This window comes from Nocardioides sp. NBC_00368, from assembly GCF_036090055.1.
Classification (GTDB): domain Bacteria; phylum Actinomycetota; class Actinomycetes; order Propionibacteriales; family Nocardioidaceae; genus Nocardioides.
This window is the reverse complement of the sequence record NZ_CP107970.1, coordinates 2,960,128-2,977,024: the sequence shown is the minus strand read 5'-3', so window position 1 is coordinate 2,977,024 and position 16,897 is coordinate 2,960,128. Positions and strand designations below refer to the sequence as shown.

Below are 16,897 nucleotides of genomic sequence, written 5' to 3'. Positions count from 1 at the left end.
TCTCGACGGCAGATTGGGCAACGTTTCGGTCGCGAACTGTCTCCGGGTGTGGTTGCCTTGTTAAACTGAACGTTCTGACAATCTCCCGCAGAACGTTCCGCTGGGTGAACTACGCCCGCACAGCAGGGAGAAAAGGCGCCGGTTGATGGGGGTTGACCGGCGCCCCTTACCTATTCACTACCCATCAGGAGTAACTCGCTATGACTCAGTCGACCGAGACCACGGCTGCCACGATCTGGCTCAGCAAGGGTGCATTCGACAAGCTCACCGCGGAGTTGGAATACCTGAAGGGCCCCCGGCGCCAGGAGATCCTCGCCGAGATCAGCTCCGCCCGTGACGAAGGTGACCTCAAGGAGAACGGCGGCTACCACGCCGCTCGTGAGGAGCAGGGCAAGCTCGAGGGTCAGATCCAGCAGCTCGAGGCGTTGCTCCGCAAGGCGGACACCACCGTCCCGGAGGACGACGACGTCGTCTCGGTCGGCAAGCTGGTCACGTTCAAGTTCGAGGGCGATGACGACGACGAGGCCGAGACCCGTCTGATCGCCTCCATCGAGATGAAGGAGTACGCCGGCGGGGTCGAGATCTCCTCCGCCGCCTCGCCGATCGGTGCTGCCCTCATCGGCGCGCGCATCGGTGACACGGTGACCTACGAGGGTCCTCGCGGGCCGCTCAAGGTCGAGATCCTCAAGACCGAGGTCTACACCGGGTAGGAATACCCGGTTAACCGGTGATTCCTGCACTTCTCTGGCGTTGCACTGCCCGAGAAGTGCAGGAATCACCTGAGAAGTACGGTCACTCGACCGTGCAGTCACCCCACTCGACCCGCAGCGCACGGCGCTCGGTCGGGATGGTGATCGTCTGACGCCCCTCGCCGGCGGTGAACTCGAGGTGCCCGACCTTCTCCTCCCGGTCGTCCTCGGCCTCGACGGTGCAGACCGGCTTCGCGTCCTTGTCGTGGAGGCGCACGACGAAGGTCACCTCGACCTCGTTCTCGCTGACCGCCTCCCACTTCTCCAGCCCGGAGGAGACCTCGGGGTGCAGAGCGAGCCACAACGCCCAGCCGAACCAGCCGATGACGGCGACCAGGGCGAGGACCAGCGCGATCATGAGTACGCCCGGGCGACGGCGCGGGCCGCGGCCGTAGCGGGTCGCGATGCGGGACTCTTCGGCTGAGGGCGTGCTCACCAGGACATGGTCCCATCCCGCGGAAGCAGACCGCACATCCGTCCCTGCGGCGTACCACGAATGTTGTCCGCGGACTGGGAGCGGGTAACCGAAACGTGAGACGGGGCGTGGTTAGGATTGAACCCATGCCAGAGCAGCTCCAGCAGGCCTTCCGCCTGATGCACGTGCACGCGCACCCCGACGACGAGTCGAGCAAGGGCGCCGGGATCACCGCGAAGTATGTCGCCGAAGGCGTCGACGTCCATGTCGCGACGTGTACGGGTGGCGAGCGGGGCGACATCCTCAACCCGAAGATGGAGCGCCCGGGGATCCTGGAGAACATCCACGAGATCCGCCGCGAGGAGATGCACCGCGCCCGCGACATCCTCGGCATCAAGCAGGACTGGCTCGGCTTCGTCGACTCCGGGTGGGTCGAGGAGTTCATGCTGGTCAAGGACATGGCGGACAAGGACTGGTCGCTGCTCCCCGACGGCTGCTTCGGCCGGACGCCGCTCGAGGTGAGCACGCGCCGGCTCGTCGAGATCATTCGCTCGTTCCGGCCGCACGTGGTCACGACGTACGACGAGAACGGGGGCTACCCGCACCCGGACCACATCATGTGCCACCGGGTCTCGGTCGAGGCGTTCCGGGCGGCTGGCGACCCCGACCTGTTCCCGGACGCGGGCGAGCCGTGGCAGCCGCTGAAGCTCTATTACAGCCACACCTTCAACTACCCGCGCATGGTCGCCCTGCACGAGGCGATGAAGAGCCACGGGCTCAGCTCGCCCTACGAGGAGCGCCTCGAGGAGTGGAAGCCGGACCCGGGCTGGGACGAGCGGGTCACCACGAAGGTGGAGTGCGCCGACTTCTTCGGCGTACGCGACCAGGCGCTGCTCGCGCACGCCACCCAGATCGACCCCGACGGCCCCTGGTTCGCGGTGCCCCGGGAGATCGAGAAGGAGGCGTGGCCGACCGAGGACTACGAGCTGGTGACCTCCTACGTGCCGGTCCCCGAGGCCGAGAAGCGCGAGGAGACCGACCTGTTCGCCGGCCTCGACCTGTCCACCGCCGACGACGAGGGCAAGGCCGCGGTCGGCCGCGAGATCAGCTTCGGCAAGGTCATCACCGCCTGAGCCCAGGCTGGGTCGTTCTCAGGCGAAGGTGAGACAATGTCCCCATGTCCGGCCTTCCGATGACGACCCTTGCGACGACGCAGTCGTTCCACACCTCCCAGCCCGCTCCTGAGCCCACCCCGCCCCAGGACGAGGATGTCGTCGCAGGCTGGACCGCCTTCGGCATCTTCATCGCGCTCTGCGTCGCGGTCGCGGTGATCGCCTGGAGCATGCTGCGTCAGTTCAAGAAGGTCGAGAAGGCCAAGGTCGAGGGTGTCTTCGGCGAGGAGGCCCAGGCCGAGGCGATCGCCAAGCAGGCCGCCAAGGACGAGATCAAGAAGCTGAAGCGCTAGCTTCCGCCTGTCGGCGACGCCGCAGGAGCCACCACCCGCCGGCCCCGGCCAGCCCGATCACGCCGAGCGTGCCGCCGAGCTGGAGCAGCGCGCTGAGCCCGGTCGCCGCGGCCCGGGACTCGTCGAGGGTCCAGCCATGGGAGCGGGCGTTACCTGCGTACGCCGCCTTCTGGCCGTTCGGGCCCGACGCCAGGGTCTGGTACGCAGGGTGCAGGTCGGTCAGCATGTCGATCTCGACCTTCGTGGACGAGGTCGGTGAGGGGCAGTCGAAGGTGACGGTGGTGCCGTCGGCGACGAGATCCTCGCCCGGCTCGACCGACCCGTCGCAGCCCTCGATCCGGATGTGGTCGAGGACGTAGTCGGCATAGGCCTCCGACCGCGCCAGCGCCTTCTCGTCGCCGGACTCGTAGAGGACGACGCCGTCGAGCGTCATCCGGTCCGGCGGCAGCGCCCCGACCTGCACGGCGAGGTAGGCGATGTCGTCGGTGGCCCCGAACCGCCAGGTCACCTCGGGAACGCCTGCGGTCCCGGCGATCGTCGCGGTCTGCGGGGCACCGAACGGATGAGCGTCGGCGGGCAGCCCCGCGGTGGCCGCCAGCACGAAGCCGGCGACCACCGCGAGAACCCGAGGGCGACGAGCCACTAGCGCTGCTTCACCGTGAGCGTGAGGCTCGTGGTGGCAGGCTCGTGCTTGTCGTCGCCTGGGTAGACCACCTGCACCTGGTGGCGTCCCGGCGGCGGGAGCACGTCCACCTCGCACTCGGCCGCCCCGCGACGCGCCGGCGCCTCGCACAGCACGTCCTCGCCGATGAGGAACTGCACCGTGCCGGTGGCGCTGCGCGGCGCGATCGACGTACGCAGCGTCAGGTCCCGCCCGAACCGGACCGTGACGTCCTTGGCAGTGAGCGTGACCGGCTTCAGATCGGGCGTCTCGGGCTCCTCCACGACGACCGCGCGCGAGGCGACGGCCTGGTTGCCGTTGGTGTCGGTGACCGTGTAGGTCAGCGGGTAGGCGCCCGGCGTGTTCGTGTCGACGCTCCCGGTGACCTGGATCGACGAGGTGAGGTCACCGTCGGTGTTGTCGGTGGCGCTGACCCCGTCCAGCGGGTCGAACTCGGCGCCCACCTGCAGCGTCGTCGAGGCCGGGACCTTCAGCTCCGGCGGTGTGGTGTCGGTGCCGGCCGCGGTGGCCAGGAAGACGCCGCCGAACTGGTCGATCGAGCCGAGGGTCTGGGTCTCACCGGCCTGGCCGGTGCGCGAGGTCGAGGTCCACGCGTACACCTCACCCTCGGTCAGCCCGCTCCACTCCACCGTCGCCGGCCAGCCCGAACGCGCCGTGTCCGTGCCGATCACGGTGTCGGTGGGGGTGACCACCGTCAGCGCGTCGGTCGCGAACGACGTACGCCGGGTGGAGAGGTCCACCGGGAGCGTCAGGTTGTCCTCGGCGCCGTTGTAGCGGTGGCGGTCGTCGTACTCCGTCGCCCCGAAGTCGTCCAGGTGCGGGGAGTAGGTGTCGATCGACATCTCCGAGCGCTCGGTGTCGAACTGCAACAGACGGAGGTAGGAGGCGCCGAACTGCAGCAGGTCGGTCGCCTTGTGGTCCACCGTGCCGTCACCGTTGAGGTCGATGTTGCCGGAGGCGTCGACCGAGTCGGGGAAGAGCTCCCCGGCGGTCACCTTGTAGAACTGGTAGTCGGCCAGCAGCTCCACCACGTTGTGCGAGACGGTGGCGCCGATGCCGCGCTTGAGGTTGGTGCCGACGCCGTGCTCATGGCCGGCGAGGACCAGGAACACGTTGGGGTTGGCCTCCACGACCTGGTCGTAGAGCCGGGAGCCGTCGGTGGAGAACTTCGCCCCGCGCCCGTCGGGAGCCGTGGACGGCGCCAGGTAGGCGTGGGTGCTCAGGATGCCGTTGCGGTCGGGGAAGCGGGAGAAGATCTCGCTCGCCCAGGCCGCCTCCTCCTCGGTGACCCCGTAGGAGAGACCGACCGCGACGAAGTCGAGCCCGCCCGCGGAGAAGAGCACGTAGTTGTTCTGGTTGTCCGTGCCCGGCGTGACCACGTTGCCCGAGGCGTCGGTGACCTCGTCCCAGGCGTGGTAGGAGGCACCCTCGGGCCACGCCTGCGCAGCCTCGTAGTAGCGCGACGGGCTGAAGTAGCGGCTAAAGCGCGACTGCGGCCCGATCTCCTTGCCGCCCTGGTTGTCGTGGTTGCCGGCGACGACCTGGTTGACCACGCCGGCCTCGTCGAGGGTCGCCTGCGCGTCCGAGGTGAACTCGAACTCGCGGGTGATCTGCTCGTCGAGCCCCGGGTAGAGCAGCTTGCCGTCGGCACCGGTGGCCAGCGGGTCCTTGGTGTCGTTCTCGGTCACGTCACCGGTGTGCGAGGTGAAGGCGATCTTGCGCTGGTCGGCGTTGTCGCGGATCCACTCGGTCTCGGCGCGGTAGGCGCGCTGCCACACCGCCTGCTCCTCGACCAGCTGCACGTCGGAGGGCTCCTCGATCCCGTTGAAGTTCTCGTACGTCCCTCCGGCCGCACCCTCGGCGATGTACTGGGTGTCGGTGAAGTGGGCGAAGGAGAAGTCGTAGTCGTCCGGGTTCTCGAAGTGGTCCTTGTCGTCGGCGGCCGACTCGTCACGCGGCGAGAGGTCGTCGGCGAACGGGTCGATGCCGGTCACCAGGACGTGCACGGTGCCGTCGTCGACGTGCGCGGCCAGCGTACGGCCCCGTAGCGTGGTGTCGCCGTCGGCGATTCCGCGGGCGGAGGCGAGCTCGTCCCAGCGGTTCTCGACCGTGTTCCACACCCGCAGCGAGACCGATCGGGCCGGGTCGGCCGTGCCCGTCCAGACCACGTGGCGACGCGAGTCGGAGGCCGGGACGGTGACGTCGTAGCGCTGGAACGGGATCAGCTTGCTCGAGGCGCTGTCGGTGGTCCTGCCGTCGGGCGCCTGCTTTCCGGCGATCGTCTCGGGCGAGGAGTAGTCGAACTCGAGCGCGCTCGGGAGCACCGGCACGACGCCCTGGAAGCCCCCGTCCGCGACCGAGGCGGAGGCCGCCTTGAAGGTCGTGGTCACGTCGGAACCGTCGGGGCTGTTGGCGATCGCGGAGAGCGTCACCTTCCCCTTGCCCTGACCGGTGTCCGTCCCGCCGCCGGTCGGGATCGCGTCGGAGGTGAAGGTCGAGGTGTGCGCGACCGGTCGCCCGAAGACGTCCTTCGCGGTGATCTCGAGGGTGTGCTCGCCTGCGGCGAGGCCGGCACCGATCTCCTGACCCGGCTGGATCGGGTCGCCGTCGAGCGTGTAGGTCCAGCCCGAGGCGTTGCCCTGGTTCGTGACGTCGACGGCGAACTCCGTCGGGGTGGTGAGGTGCGCACCGGCAGCGGGAGTGGTGCCGTTGACGACCACCCCGGCGTCGCGGACGTCACCGAGCGCGGCGACGTTGAGGGCATAGGCCTGGTCCGCGGTGAGCACGTCGGTGAAGATCCGGGCGTTGCGTACGGTGACGGGCGACCAGAACTGGTTGACCGAGTCGGCGCCGACGTAGAAGGAGTTGAGGGCGTTGCCGCCGGGACGGGTCAGCGGGGCGGGCGCCGCGATCGAGGCGGCGAGCCTGCCGTCGACGTACAGCCGGGCGGTCGCGCCGTCCCAGGTGCCGACGGCGTGGTACCAGCGGCCGGCCTCGATCTCGACCTGCGCGTTGCGGTAGGCGCCGCCCGCGTGGACCGCGAAGGTCAGCTTCCCGCTGTAGACGACGATCGAGTAGCCGCCGCCCTCCTTCTCGGAGCAGATCGAGTGCTCGGTCCCGTTGGGGTAGGTGCCGTTGTCCTTGAAGGTGCACTCGATGGAGACCTGGTCGTCGATCAGGTCCCATGCCGAGGACCCCATCGCATAGGCGTACGCGTCGTTGGAGCCGTCGAACGAGGCGACCTTGGCCTTCAGCGCGGTGTCGTCGGAGATCACCGGCTCGCCGACCGTCGTCACGGCGCGGCCGGTGTCGTCGGTCGGCGTGCCGTCGTCGAAGTCGACGTCGAGGACGTCCGCCGCCGGCACCGGGGGAGCGGTGTCGTAGACGCCGGCCAGAGCCGCGGCCTCGGCGTCGGTCACCGCGCGGGCGAAGAGCGAGGCGCCGGCGAAGGACGCCGGCGGAGCGGGCTGGCCGATGCCGGTCGGCGCCGAGTCGGCGCCGACGACGAAGCGGCGCGAGGTGGCGGCCGGGGCCTGCAGGGCGCCGGTGGCAGCGGTCGAGCCGGCCTTGGTGCCGTTGACGTAGAGGCTCAGCGTCTGGCCGTCCCAGACCGAGAGCACGTGATACCACCGGTCGGCCGTGATCGGGGTCAGCACCGACTTGTAGCCGCCGCCGATGTGGGCCATCGTGCCCAGGTTGGAGCCGGTCACGTAGACCGAGTAGCCGCCCGCCTCCTTGTTGGAGCAGAGGTCCTTCTCGTTGCTGGTCGGTAACGTGGTCTCGACCCGGAAGACGCACTCGATGGTGAAGCCCTGCTGCAGGTCGGCCCACGGGTCGTGCTCGACGGAGACCGCGTCGTCGGTGCCGTCGACCGTCATGATGTCGGTCGGTGTCTCGGCCAGGGAGTCGTCGGTGCCGTACGTCGGCGCGCCCCAGGTGCGCGGCTCCAGGGAGCGGGCGCGCTCGTGCGGGGCGCCACCCTCGAAGTCGATGTCGAGCACGTCGGCCGTCGGGGCGTCCACGGTTGCCAGCGCGGCCGGCGGTGGCCCGGTCAGCGGTGCGCCGACCGCCGTGTAGGTCGCGGCACTGGCTGGTGTGACGGCATCGCCGGGGAGGGCGGCGAAGATGCCCCCGGCGAGGGCCAGGCCCGCGGCCACGGCGAGGAGCCGCGTCCGTCCGGGTCTGGCGAAGCTGGCACTCGTTACGGAGAACACGATGCTCCTTCGGGTCGTGCGGCATGCTGCTGTTGCCAGGTGGGGGTGCGGCATCGCCCGAGGTGCCGAACAGCCGGACACCCGTGCCCGGCCAGTCGGTCAGCCTCCTGAGATCGGGTGAACGTGGCCGAGCGGCGCTGTCGACGCCCGGCTGTCGACTTGGTAAACGGTTGCCGCAGCCGTATCCACCGGCGAATCCCTGTGCCATCGTTTGCGCCTGACATGAACGACTTCTTCACGGGCGACTGGCTCGGCGCGGCGGCGCTGGTCGAGCGGGTGCAGGGCTACCTGGACGAGCCCGGCATCGCCGCCGCCGCGTTCGTGCTCGCCTTCGCGGCCGGCGCCGCGCACGCGATCGCCCCCGGTCACGGCAAGACCTTGGCTGCTGCGTACCTGATCGGCGCCGAGGGCCGCGTGCGTGACGCGGCCTGGCTCGGCGGCTCGGTGGCGGTGATGCACACCTTCTCGGTGCTGGTCATAGCGGTGGCCTGGGCGTTCTTCTCGCTCTCCGATCTCGTACGCCTGGAGAACCTCACCGCCGGGCTGCAGATCGTCGCCGGGGTGCTGGTCGTCGGCACCGGGCTGTGGTTGCTGCGCCGGCACTGGCGCGCCGCCCGCTCGGGAGCCGGCCACGGGCACTCGCACGGGCATTCACACGGGCACTCGCACGGGTATGCCGGCGAGCACGGTCACCGCGGAGGCGTACCCTTCGACAAGCTCAGGACACCGCGCCGCCCCGGCATCGTCCTGCTCGGCATCTCCGGCGGCCTGACCCCGTCCCCGGGCGCGTTCCTGGTGCTGGTGACCGGCCTGTTCGCCGGCCGCTCGGCGTTCGCGCTGCTGCTGGTGATCACCTTCGGCCTGGGCATGGCGACGATCCTGTTCGGTGTCGGCCTGCTGGCGCTGGCCGGCAACAACCTCGTCGTCCGGGTCGCGGAGTCCCAGGCGTATCTGCAGGTCGCGGCCAAGGTCACCCCGATCCTGGCCGCGCTCGGCGTCACGGTCCTCGGCGCCGGGCTCACCGTCGTCGGGGTCGGCTCCCTCGGCTGACGTCGGCCGGACGTCGGCCGGACGTCAGAGCGTCGGCGCGATCGACGGCAGCAGATCCTGGAACGTACGACCGTTGCCGATCTCGCCGAGCGCGGTCATCATCCAGCCGCCGTCGTAGCGACTGACCTTGGCCATGATCTCCGCGGTGTGCGGGCCGGTCTGGCTCAGGTCGAAGCGGGCGATCTCGGTGTGGGTCTTCTCGTCGACGAGGCGGCAGAAGGCGTTCTGGATCTGGGCGAAGCTCTGACCGGTGAACGAGTTGATCGTGAACACGATCTGCGCGACCTCGGCGGGCAACCGGTCGAGGTGGACGATGATCGACTCGTTGTCCCCGTCCCCGGCGCCGGTGCGGTTGTCGCCGGAGTGGACCACAGCGCCGTTCCTGGACTTCAGCTGTCGGAACCAGGCCTGGTCGAGGTGGCCACCGGCCGCGTCGTAGAGGATCGCGGAGGCGTCCAGGTCGACGTCGGCACCGCGGAACCCACCGAAGAGGCCCTGCCGGACCGCGTCCCAACCGAGCGCGATCCGCACGTGCGTCATGCTGCTGCCGTCACCTGTGGTGAGCGAGACCGACTGTCCCCGAGCGAGCGAGACGGACAAACTGATCCTCCGATGGCTGGGCCGACGCGGGCCGGAGCGGGCGGGACACCACCAGCCTAGTCAATGGTGACGGTCACCGGCCCCGTTCCGGCCGGCTCGACCAGGATCCGGTGGTGCTCGGCCTGGCCGACGACCCGGCCGCCCTCGACGGCGATGTCGGGCCCGTCGGGGTAGTGGAGCGGGCTGACGAAGATCTCGGTGGGCTCATCGATCTCCGCGGACGGCTCGTAGGTGTAGCTGAACTCGCCGGTCCCGGGGTCGAAGGAGAGGTCGACCGGGGTGCCGGCCGTGGCCTGCGGGTAGGTCCGGACCAGCGTACGCAGCTTGTCCTGTTTCACCGTCGACAGATCGGCGTCGTCGGTGAACATGCCCTGGCGGCCGTCGGCGGTGGTCGGGTCGTCCCAGTGCTTGTAGGCCCAGTGCATCCAGGAGGTGAAGTGGTCGTCGGCCGAGGCGGTGTCGATGGCCAGGAGCTCGGTGTTGTCGGTCGCGCCGAACTCCGACATCAGGTTGGTCGCGCCCATCGTCTCGGCCTGCTCGAGCGCCTTGAGGTTGTGGGTCTCGTCGTAGTCCTTGCACCCGCTGACCCCGATCGGGATGCCCTGGGAGTCGAGGTAGCCGTAGGGGCAGTAGCTGTGCCAGGAGTAGCCGACCTGGTCGTCGTTCGCCGGCCCGAAGCTGGAGTTGGGGACCTGGTTGGCGAGCAGCTGCGACTCGTACCAGACGATCCCGTCGGGATCGGACTTCCGGATCGCCGCCGTCGCCTTCTCGTACGCAGGCTGGAACTCGTCCCGGTAGGAGCTCGCGCACCCGGTGATCGGGCAGGAGAGCCACTCCCGGCCCGCCCACGGCTCGTTGATGAGGTCGTAGCCCATCGAGTAGGGCTGGTCGCCCCACCGCTGCGCGACCGCGCCCCAGGCGGCTGCCCAGCCGTCCTGGACGCCGTCCTTGTTGGCCCAGAAGTTGTCGTAGACGGTGGCCAGCTCGGGGGTGATGTAGGTCGCCGGGAAGGAGAGCTTGATCGGCGGGTGCAGGTTGTAGGGCGCCGGCCGCTTCGCGGCCCAGTCGGGCACGCCCTCGCCGCCGTAGGTCTCGTGCCACATGTCCTGGTGGAAGTCGTACTGCATCCAGATGCCCTCGTCGGCGAGCAGGTCGATCACCCGCTGCCAGTCGTCGAGGTAGTCCTCGTCGACCTTCCCGGCAGCGTCCGGGGTCACGCCCGCCCACAGGGTGCCGATCCGAGCGCCGTTGAACCCGTGCTCGGCCAGCCATTCCGCGTCGGCCGCGGTGAAGCCCTCGGGCGAGTCGGGCGGGACGTAGGGGTCGTGCTTCCAGACCAGGTTCTGCCCGTGCACGAGCACGATCCGGCCGTGCTGGTCGACCAGCCAGCGTCCCTCGCGGGAGAGCTGCGGGGTCTCCTTCCCGGGATCGGCGGCGGCGGGCCCTACCGGGCTCAGCAGCGAGGTCCCGAACGCGAGCACAGCCGCCGCGGCGGCAACGATTCCGAAGCTTCCCGAGCGAGGTGACATGGGCGGAACCTAGTGCTCTTCATCACATCCGGCAAGAACACGTTCTCATTCTGGACGGCGGGCCGAGAACGAGGGCCGCTCGGACAAGATCCGCAGTGGACAGGGGCGCCCTCTCTGCGGTTGAGTCAGGTGCGAAACATTGGGGGAGAATGTCACCTGTGAGAGACGAAACCAGCGGCTGGTCGGGGACCTGGGTGGCCGAACGTCTGAGTGTGCGTCTTCGGACGACCGACGCGCCGAGCGGGATGATGATCACCGATCTGGTCGGCCTGGCGGTGCGACGCAACCCCCGCCGGGCGCAGCTTCTCGTCTCCTCCGTCCTCGGCAAGCACGTCCCGACCGACCCGCGGCTGGTGACCGATGCCGGGCTGCGCCTGGGGGCCAAGGCTCGCGCCGCCGTCACGGGTGACGCGGTGGTGCTCGGCTACGCCGAGACCGCGACCGCGCTCGGCCACCTCGTCGCCGATGCGCTCGGGGCGCCCTACCTGCACTCCACCCGACGGGTCGTCGACGGCATCGAGTCCGTCGCCGACTTCTTCGAGGAGCACTCGCACGCGACCGCCCACCGGCTGCTCCCCGCCGACCCGACCTTCCTAGCTCGCGCCGAGACGCTGGTGCTGGTCGACGACGAGATCATCACCGGCAAGACCGTCGTCAGCACCATCCGGGCGCTGCACAAGCAGTTCCCGCGCAAGCACTACGTCGTGGCCGTGCTCGTCGACCTGCGCTCGGAGGCCGACCGTGGCCGGATGGAGCGCTCGATCAAGCGACTGCGCGCCACCGTGGACGTCGTCTCGCTCGCCAGCGGCGAGATCGAGCTGCCCGAGGAGCTCGCCGACAACGGCAACCGGCTCATCGACACCGTCGAGAACCTCCGCCAGCTGGCCGGCGTCGAGCCGACCCAGCGGCCGCGCGGCGAGGTCGTCCAGGTCGTCGCGACCTGGCCGCGGGCCGTCCCGGAGGGCGGCCGCCACGGCTTCACGACCAACGCCTCCGGCTCCTACGAGTCGGCGGTCACGGTGACCGCCGCCGCCATCGCCGGCCGTATCCCGGACGGGCCGGTGCACGTCCTGGGCACCGAGGAGCTGATGTACGCACCTCTGCGGATCGCCTCCGCGCTGGCCGACCGGCGAGCGGCCGAGGGCCGGCGCCACGAGATCACCTACTCGACCACCACACGTTCGCCGGTGCTCGACGTCGACGACCCGGGCTATGCGATCCGCACCGCGATCACCTTTCCCTCCCACGACGATCCCGCCGACGGTGACGGTCCGCGGTTCGCCTACAACCTGTGGGAGGGGGCGTTCGAGGCGATCGTCCTCGTCGTCGACGAGCCCGCCGACACCCCCGAGTTGCACGCGGAGGGCGGCCTGGTCGACCAGCTCGCCCGGATAGCGCCCCGAGTCGTGGTCGTCACCATCCCGGCGTTCACCCCGGAGCCGCGCCACGACCAGCCGGCCCGGCAGCTGCCCGTTCCGCTCCACGGACCCGCGTTCGGCTCCTACGAGCGAGACGACGTCGCCTGGCTGCTCAAGGACCTCTCCCCGGAGGAGGCGGAGCCGCCGGCCGAGAAGAGCGCGGAGGCCCATCTCGAGCTCTTCGAGGAGGCGCTGAGCGCGTCGGCGCAGCGCGTGGCGTACGCCGTCGGCCTGGTCACCGAGCACGTCCTGGCGCGGCGCGGGCAGGATGCCGTGCTGGTCTCGCTGGCCCCGTCCGGCACCCCGATCGGTGTGCTGATGCGACGCTGGGCGCAGCGTGTGCACGGCCTCGACCTGCCCCACTACGCGATCTCGCTGACGCGCGGGCGCGGCATCGACCAGACCGCGCTCGCCTATCTGGCCGCGCATCACGACCCCGCTCGGGTGATGTTCGTGGACGGCTGGACCGGCACCGGCGCGATCACCCGTGAGCTGGCGGCGTCGGTGGAGAAGGCCAACTCCACGCTCGATGCCCATCTCTCCTCGCCGTTCTCCCCGGAGCTCGCGGCTCTCGCCGACCCGGGCCGGAGCGTGTCGGTCTACGGCACCCGGGAGGACTACCTGATCCCGTCGGCGTGCCTCGACGCCACCGTCTCGGGCCTCGTCTCGCGCCCCGTCGTCGACGACGACCGGGTCGGTCCCAACGACTTCCACGGGGCGGTGTTCCACGCCGAGCTGGCTTCGGCCGACGTGTCCAAGAAGTTCATCGACACCGTTGCGGCCAGGTTCCCGATCGTACGCACCAAGGTGATGCTCGACCTCGAGGCTCACCTCGGTGGTGACCACACGCCCACCTGGGTGGGCTGGGAGGCGGTCGAGGGCGTCGCCGAGCGGTTCGCGGACGGTGACGTCGGCCTGGTCGAGGCAGCCGGTGTCGACGAGACCGTCCGGCTGCTGCTGCACGGCGAGCCCGCCAAGATCCTGGTCGACCCGGCGCGTGATGCCGAGCTGGGCCAGGTCAGGAAGCTCGCCGAGGCGCGTGAGGTGCCGCTGGAGCGGGTCTCCGACCTGCCCTACTCCTGCATCGGCCTGCTGCGTCCCTGATGCCGGTGCGCGCGCCTCAGGACCTGGTCGTCGTCGGGAGCGTCAACGTCGACCTGACGGCGCTCGTCGACCGGCTGCCCGGCGCCGGTGAGACCGTCGGAGGAGGACAGCTGCGCCGTGACATCGGCGGGAAGGGCGCCAACCAGGCGGTCGCGGCGAGCCGGCTCGGCGCGCGGGTGCGGATGGTCGGCGCCGTCGGCTCCGACGCGGACGGCGCCGCGGCGCTCGAGACCATCCGGACCGCCGGCGTCGACGTCACCGCCGTACGCGCGGTCGACGCGCCCACCGGCACCGCGTTGATCGCGGTCGACGCGGCGGGGGAGAACCAGATCGTGGTGTGCGGCGGCGCCAACGCGCTGGTCGACGTCGACGGGATCGCGGTCGGGCCGGGCGAGGCCGTGCTGATGCAGCTCGAGCTGTCCATGGACGTGGTCCGGGCCGTGGCCGCTCAGGCCAACGGGTTCGTCGTGGTCAACGCGGCTCCGGCGCAGCCGCTCCCCGCGGACCTCGTCGAGCGCGTCGACCTGTTCATCGTCAACGAGACCGAGTACGCCGCGATGCCCGAGCTGCGCGGCGCCCAGCGGGTCGCGGTGACCTACGGGGCCTCGGGTGCGGCCATGTTCGTCGACGCCGCCGAGGTCGCGCGGGTGCCCGCCGCCGCGGTTGCGGATGTGGTCAACACCGTCGGTGCCGGCGACGCCTTCTCCGCGGCGCTCACCCTCGCGATCCTCTCGGGTGCGCCGGACGAGCAGGCGCTGCGTACGGCCTGCGCGGTCGGTGCGGCCGCCGTCGCCCACCCCAGCGCCCAGCCGCCGCTGGACCGGCTGGAGACGTACGGCCGTCTCTGACGGGTACGACGGGGAGTTCTGCAGGTATTACCGACGAGTAACCAATGCAGAACTCCCCGTCGTACCCGAGGCGGTCAGAGCTCCTTGCGGAAGAAGTGGGTGGCGTGGGGGTTGTCGTTGTAGCGGTCGATGCGCTTGTAGCCGGCCCGCTCGTACATCCCGATCGCCTCGCTGAGGACGTCGCGGGTGTCGAGGCGTACGACCCGATGGCCCAGCCGAACCGCCTCGGCCTCGAGGTGGCGCAGCAGGCGTGAGCCGAGGCCGGCGCCACGCCAGGCCGGGTCGACCCACATCCGCTTGATCTCGCCTGTGCCGTCGAACTCGCGCACCGCACCGGACGCGACCGGGGCGCCGTCGCTGGCGGCGACGAAGAAGGTGCCGTGGGGCGGCCGCAGCGAGGGGTCGTCGCCGAAGCCCTCGTCGCCGACGGTGAACCCGAACCGTTCGCCGATCTCGGCGAAGTAGTGGCCCATCGCCTCCTGGGCCATCGGGTCGCGCGGGTCGACCGGCTCGATGGTGATCGTGGCCGCTCGTACCAGCAGGTCGGCCGTCGCCAATGCCTCGTTGAGGCGGTCGCGCTGCCGCTGCGTCAGCGGGTCGAGCAGCAGGTGGGCGCGCTCCTCGGAGCGCCGCTCGAGGTCGTCCCACTGCTTGAGGCCGTCCTCGGTGAGCACCACGAGCCGGCGCCGGCCGTCGGCCGGGTCACGCTTCGTCGCGACATATCCCTTGCTCTCCAGGGTCCGCAGCATCCGGCTGACGTAGCCGGAGTCCAGGCCGCCGAGGCGGATGCGCAGATCCTGGACCGATTCGGCGCCGAGGCCGATCTCGTAGAGGATCCGCGCCGTGCCGTAGGGGAGACCGCTGCCGAGGAAGGACTCTTCGAGCGCTCCCACGCGGCGGACGTAGCTCATGTTGAACTTGCGCATCACCGAGGTATCCACTGTCATATACCTGACTTTAGTCAGGTAATTCGGGGATTCCAAGTGTCTCCGATAACCAGTTGTTCCGGCCGCGCCCGCGGGCCGAGAGTGGGAGTGCAGGAGTCGACAGCGAAAGGCATCCATGACGTCCCCATCGACCGGCCGCATCACCGAGCATCCGGTGCCGGGCCGTGGCCCGTACGCCATCGCTGCAGGCCCAGACCAGGCGCTGTGGTACACCCTCGAGGGCAGCGGCGAGATCGGCCGTCTCGCCCCTGGAGGGTCGCCGAAGGCGTTCCATCTGGCGGCCGACTGCGGCCCGACGATCATCGCGCCTGGGCCGGACGGAGCGCTGTGGTTCACCGAATCCCGCGCGAACAGGATCGGCCGGATCTCCGTCGATGGCACGGTGACCGAGTTCGGGCTGCGGGAGTGCGGGCCCTACGGCATCACCGCAGGGCCCGACGGAGCGGTCTGGTTCACCGAGACGACCACCGACTCCATCGGACGCATCGCCACCGACGGCACGGTCACCGAGTTTCCGCTCCCGATTGCCGAGGCGTTCCCGTCCGCGATCGTTGCCGGGCCGGACGAGGCGCTGTGGTTCACGATGAACCGGGCCAGCGCGATCGGCAGGATCGATCTGAGCGGCGCGGTGACCCTCTACGAGCTTCCCACGCCCGATGCGGCCCCGGTCGGCATCACGCTCGGTCCTGACGGCGCGCTGTGGTTCGTCGAGATCGCCGCGGGTCAGATCGGCCGCATCACCGTCGACGGGAAGATCAGCGAGCATCCGCTGCCCGACCGGGGAGCGCGCCCGCACGCCATCACCGCCGGCACCAGCGACGTGCTGTGGTTCTCGGAGTGGGGCGCCAACCGTGTCGGGTCGATCACCGTCGACGGCGTGATCGATTCAGTCGCACTGCCGACTCCGAACTCCGAGCCGCACGGACTCACCCTCGGCCCGGACGGCGCGCTGTGGGTCGCCCTCGAGCACGGTGCGCTGGCACGCGTCGTGGTGGCGGGCGAATGAGAAAGAGCGAGGCTCAAACCCGACCTCGGTCGGTGTCTGAACCTCGCTCTCATGGGGTGAGCGACGGGGCTTGAACCCGCGACCCTCGCGACCACAACGCGATGCTCTACCAGCTGAGCTACGCCCACCATCGACCCGGACAGCGCATGTCCGAGCCAGCAGAAAGCATAGGGGAATCAGGCCGGATCTGTGGAATCGGCGACCTCGGCCGGCTCGATCAGGCCGGTGATCGAGGCGCCGTGCCTGGCGGCGATCTCCTTGGCCGTGTCCGAGTCCGGCCCGGGCATCGACACGAAGACGGCCTCGCGGTAGTAGCGAAGCTCCTCGATCGACTCCTGGATGTCGGCCAGTGCGCGGTGGTTGCCGCGCTTGGGGGGAGCCGAGAAGTAGGCCCGCGGGAACCAGCGGCGCGAGAGCTCCTTGATCGAGGAGACGTCGACGTTGCGGTAGTGCAGGAACCCCTCCAGCTCGGGCATGTCGCGGGCGAGGAAGTTGCGGTCGGTGGCCACGGTGTTGCCGCCCAGCGGCGGCCGGGAGTCCTTGCCGCAGTGCTCCCAGACGTACGCCAGGACCTGCTCCTCCGCCTCGCGCATCGTCACGCCGTTCTCGAGCTCGACCAGCAGACCGGACTTGGTGTGCATGTCGCGAACGAAGTCGTCCATCTGCTCCAGCGCCTCGGCCGGGGGTTTGATGATGATGTCGACCCCGTCGCCGAGCACGTTGAGATCGAAGTCGGTGACGAGGGCCGCCACCTCGATGAGCGCATCGTTCTCGAGGGACAACCCGGTCATCTCGCAGTCGATCCAGACCAGACGTTCGTTCAGTGAAGCCACGCAGAGCACCATAACGCCGCTGGTCAACGGCTTCGCG

14 protein-coding genes and 1 tRNA gene are annotated in these 16,897 nt (G+C 69.9%); 7 read left to right on the top strand and 8 right to left on the bottom strand.

Annotated features, from left to right (window positions below; translation table 11 throughout):
• The first annotated feature begins 200 nt into the window (after positions 1–200).
• A complete protein-coding gene (gene greA / locus OG984_RS14275) occupies positions 201–710 on the top strand; it encodes a transcription elongation factor GreA (RefSeq protein ID WP_328532212.1) in 510 nt (169 codons plus the stop codon).
• Positions 711–792: 82 nt separating this feature from the next.
• Here greA and OG984_RS14270 read toward each other — a convergent pair whose 3' ends face one another.
• Entirely contained in the window at positions 793–1,185 is a 393-nt protein-coding gene (locus OG984_RS14270; RefSeq protein ID WP_328532211.1) for a DUF4307 domain-containing protein, read from the bottom strand.
• A gap of 125 nt (positions 1,186–1,310) precedes the next feature.
• Here OG984_RS14270 and mca point away from each other — a divergent pair, with 125 nt between their 5' ends.
• On the top strand, positions 1,311–2,297 hold the full coding sequence (gene mca / locus OG984_RS14265; protein ID WP_328532210.1) for a mycothiol conjugate amidase Mca: 987 nt from the start codon (positions 1,311–1,313) through the stop codon (positions 2,295–2,297).
• A gap of 44 nt (positions 2,298–2,341) precedes the next feature.
• Positions 2,342–2,629 carry a hypothetical protein gene (locus tag OG984_RS14260; RefSeq protein ID WP_328532209.1) on the top strand — a complete coding sequence of 96 codons (288 nt, stop codon included), beginning with the start codon at positions 2,342–2,344 and terminating at the stop codon, positions 2,627–2,629.
• Here the strand turns inward: OG984_RS14260 and OG984_RS14255 are convergent.
• Together OG984_RS14255 and OG984_RS14250 are read right to left on the bottom strand one after the other, a co-directional pair.
• Positions 2,610–3,272, bottom strand: coding sequence for a hypothetical protein (locus OG984_RS14255; protein WP_328532208.1), 663 nt, complete (start codon positions 3,270–3,272; stop codon positions 2,610–2,612). The two genes, OG984_RS14260 and OG984_RS14255, sit on opposite strands and share 20 nt — an antisense overlap.
• On the bottom strand, positions 3,272–7,525 hold the full coding sequence (locus OG984_RS14250; RefSeq protein WP_328532207.1) for a LamG-like jellyroll fold domain-containing protein: 4,254 nt from the start codon (positions 7,523–7,525) through the stop codon (positions 3,272–3,274). Before OG984_RS14250 ends, OG984_RS14255 begins: the two co-directional genes overlap by 1 nt.
• Positions 7,526–7,747: 222 nt before the next feature.
• Between OG984_RS14250 and OG984_RS14245 the strand changes: the two genes are divergently transcribed.
• Complete coding sequence (locus OG984_RS14245) at positions 7,748–8,575, top strand: HoxN/HupN/NixA family nickel/cobalt transporter (RefSeq protein ID WP_328532206.1); 828 nt, start codon at positions 7,748–7,750, stop codon at positions 8,573–8,575.
• 24 nt (positions 8,576–8,599) lie between these two features.
• Here the strand turns inward: OG984_RS14245 and OG984_RS14240 are convergent, their stop codons facing one another.
• Complete coding sequence (locus tag OG984_RS14240; protein ID WP_328532205.1) at positions 8,600–9,175, bottom strand: TerD family protein; 576 nt, start codon at positions 9,173–9,175, stop codon at positions 8,600–8,602.
• 56 nt (positions 9,176–9,231) lie between these two features.
• Entirely contained in the window at positions 9,232–10,704 is a 1,473-nt protein-coding gene (locus OG984_RS14235; RefSeq protein ID WP_328532204.1) for a glycoside hydrolase family 5 protein, read from the bottom strand.
• Between the two features lie 158 nt (positions 10,705–10,862).
• On the opposite strand from OG984_RS14235, the gene OG984_RS14230 reads away from it, so the two are divergent.
• Positions 10,863–13,226 (top strand): phosphoribosyltransferase domain-containing protein, encoded by a 2,364-nt coding sequence (locus OG984_RS14230; RefSeq protein ID WP_328532203.1) that lies wholly within the window; start codon positions 10,863–10,865, stop codon positions 13,224–13,226.
• 5 nt (positions 13,227–13,231) lie between these two features.
• The gene (locus OG984_RS14225) at positions 13,232–14,074 is read left to right on the top strand and encodes a PfkB family carbohydrate kinase (RefSeq protein ID WP_442940993.1); all 843 of its coding nucleotides are present in this window, start codon (positions 13,232–13,234) and stop codon (positions 14,072–14,074) included.
• Positions 14,075–14,148: 74 nt separating this feature from the next.
• Here the strand turns inward: OG984_RS14225 and OG984_RS14220 are convergent, their stop codons facing one another.
• Positions 14,149–15,021, bottom strand: coding sequence for a bifunctional helix-turn-helix transcriptional regulator/GNAT family N-acetyltransferase (locus OG984_RS14220; RefSeq protein ID WP_328532201.1), 873 nt, complete (start codon positions 15,019–15,021; stop codon positions 14,149–14,151).
• A 115-nt stretch (positions 15,022–15,136) separates the two neighbouring features.
• Between OG984_RS14220 and OG984_RS14215 the strand changes: the two genes are divergently transcribed.
• Complete coding sequence (locus OG984_RS14215) at positions 15,137–16,027, top strand: Vgb family protein (protein WP_328532200.1); 891 nt, start codon at positions 15,137–15,139, stop codon at positions 16,025–16,027.
• Between the two features lie 52 nt (positions 16,028–16,079).
• Here the strand turns inward: OG984_RS14215 and OG984_RS14210 are convergent.
• Both OG984_RS14210 and orn read right to left on the bottom strand, forming a co-directional pair.
• Positions 16,080–16,155, bottom strand: a tRNA-His gene (locus tag OG984_RS14210).
• Positions 16,156–16,203: 48 nt separating this feature from the next.
• Complete coding sequence (orn, locus tag OG984_RS14205; protein WP_328532358.1) at positions 16,204–16,872, bottom strand: oligoribonuclease; 669 nt, start codon at positions 16,870–16,872, stop codon at positions 16,204–16,206.
• Positions 16,873–16,897 lie beyond the last annotated feature (25 nt).

Excerpts from the sequence above, each read along its gene's own strand:
- greA (WP_328532212.1), top strand. The coding sequence starts at position 201 with ATGACTCAGTCGACCGAGACCACGGCTGCCACGATCTGGCTCAGCAAG.
- mca (WP_328532210.1), top strand. The coding sequence starts at position 1,311 with ATGCCAGAGCAGCTCCAGCAGGCCTTCCGCCTGATGCACGTGCACGCG.
- OG984_RS14260 (WP_328532209.1), top strand. The coding sequence starts at position 2,342 with ATGTCCGGCCTTCCGATGACGACCCTTGCGACGACGCAGTCGTTCCAC.
- OG984_RS14245 (WP_328532206.1), top strand. The coding sequence starts at position 7,748 with ATGAACGACTTCTTCACGGGCGACTGGCTCGGCGCGGCGGCGCTGGTC.
- OG984_RS14235 (WP_328532204.1), bottom strand. The coding sequence starts at position 10,704 with ATGTCACCTCGCTCGGGAAGCTTCGGAATCGTTGCCGCCGCGGCGGCT.
- OG984_RS14220 (WP_328532201.1), bottom strand. The coding sequence starts at position 15,021 with ATGACAGTGGATACCTCGGTGATGCGCAAGTTCAACATGAGCTACGTC.
- OG984_RS14215 (WP_328532200.1), top strand. The coding sequence starts at position 15,137 with ATGACGTCCCCATCGACCGGCCGCATCACCGAGCATCCGGTGCCGGGC.
- orn (WP_328532358.1), bottom strand. The coding sequence starts at position 16,872 with ATGGTGCTCTGCGTGGCTTCACTGAACGAACGTCTGGTCTGGATCGAC.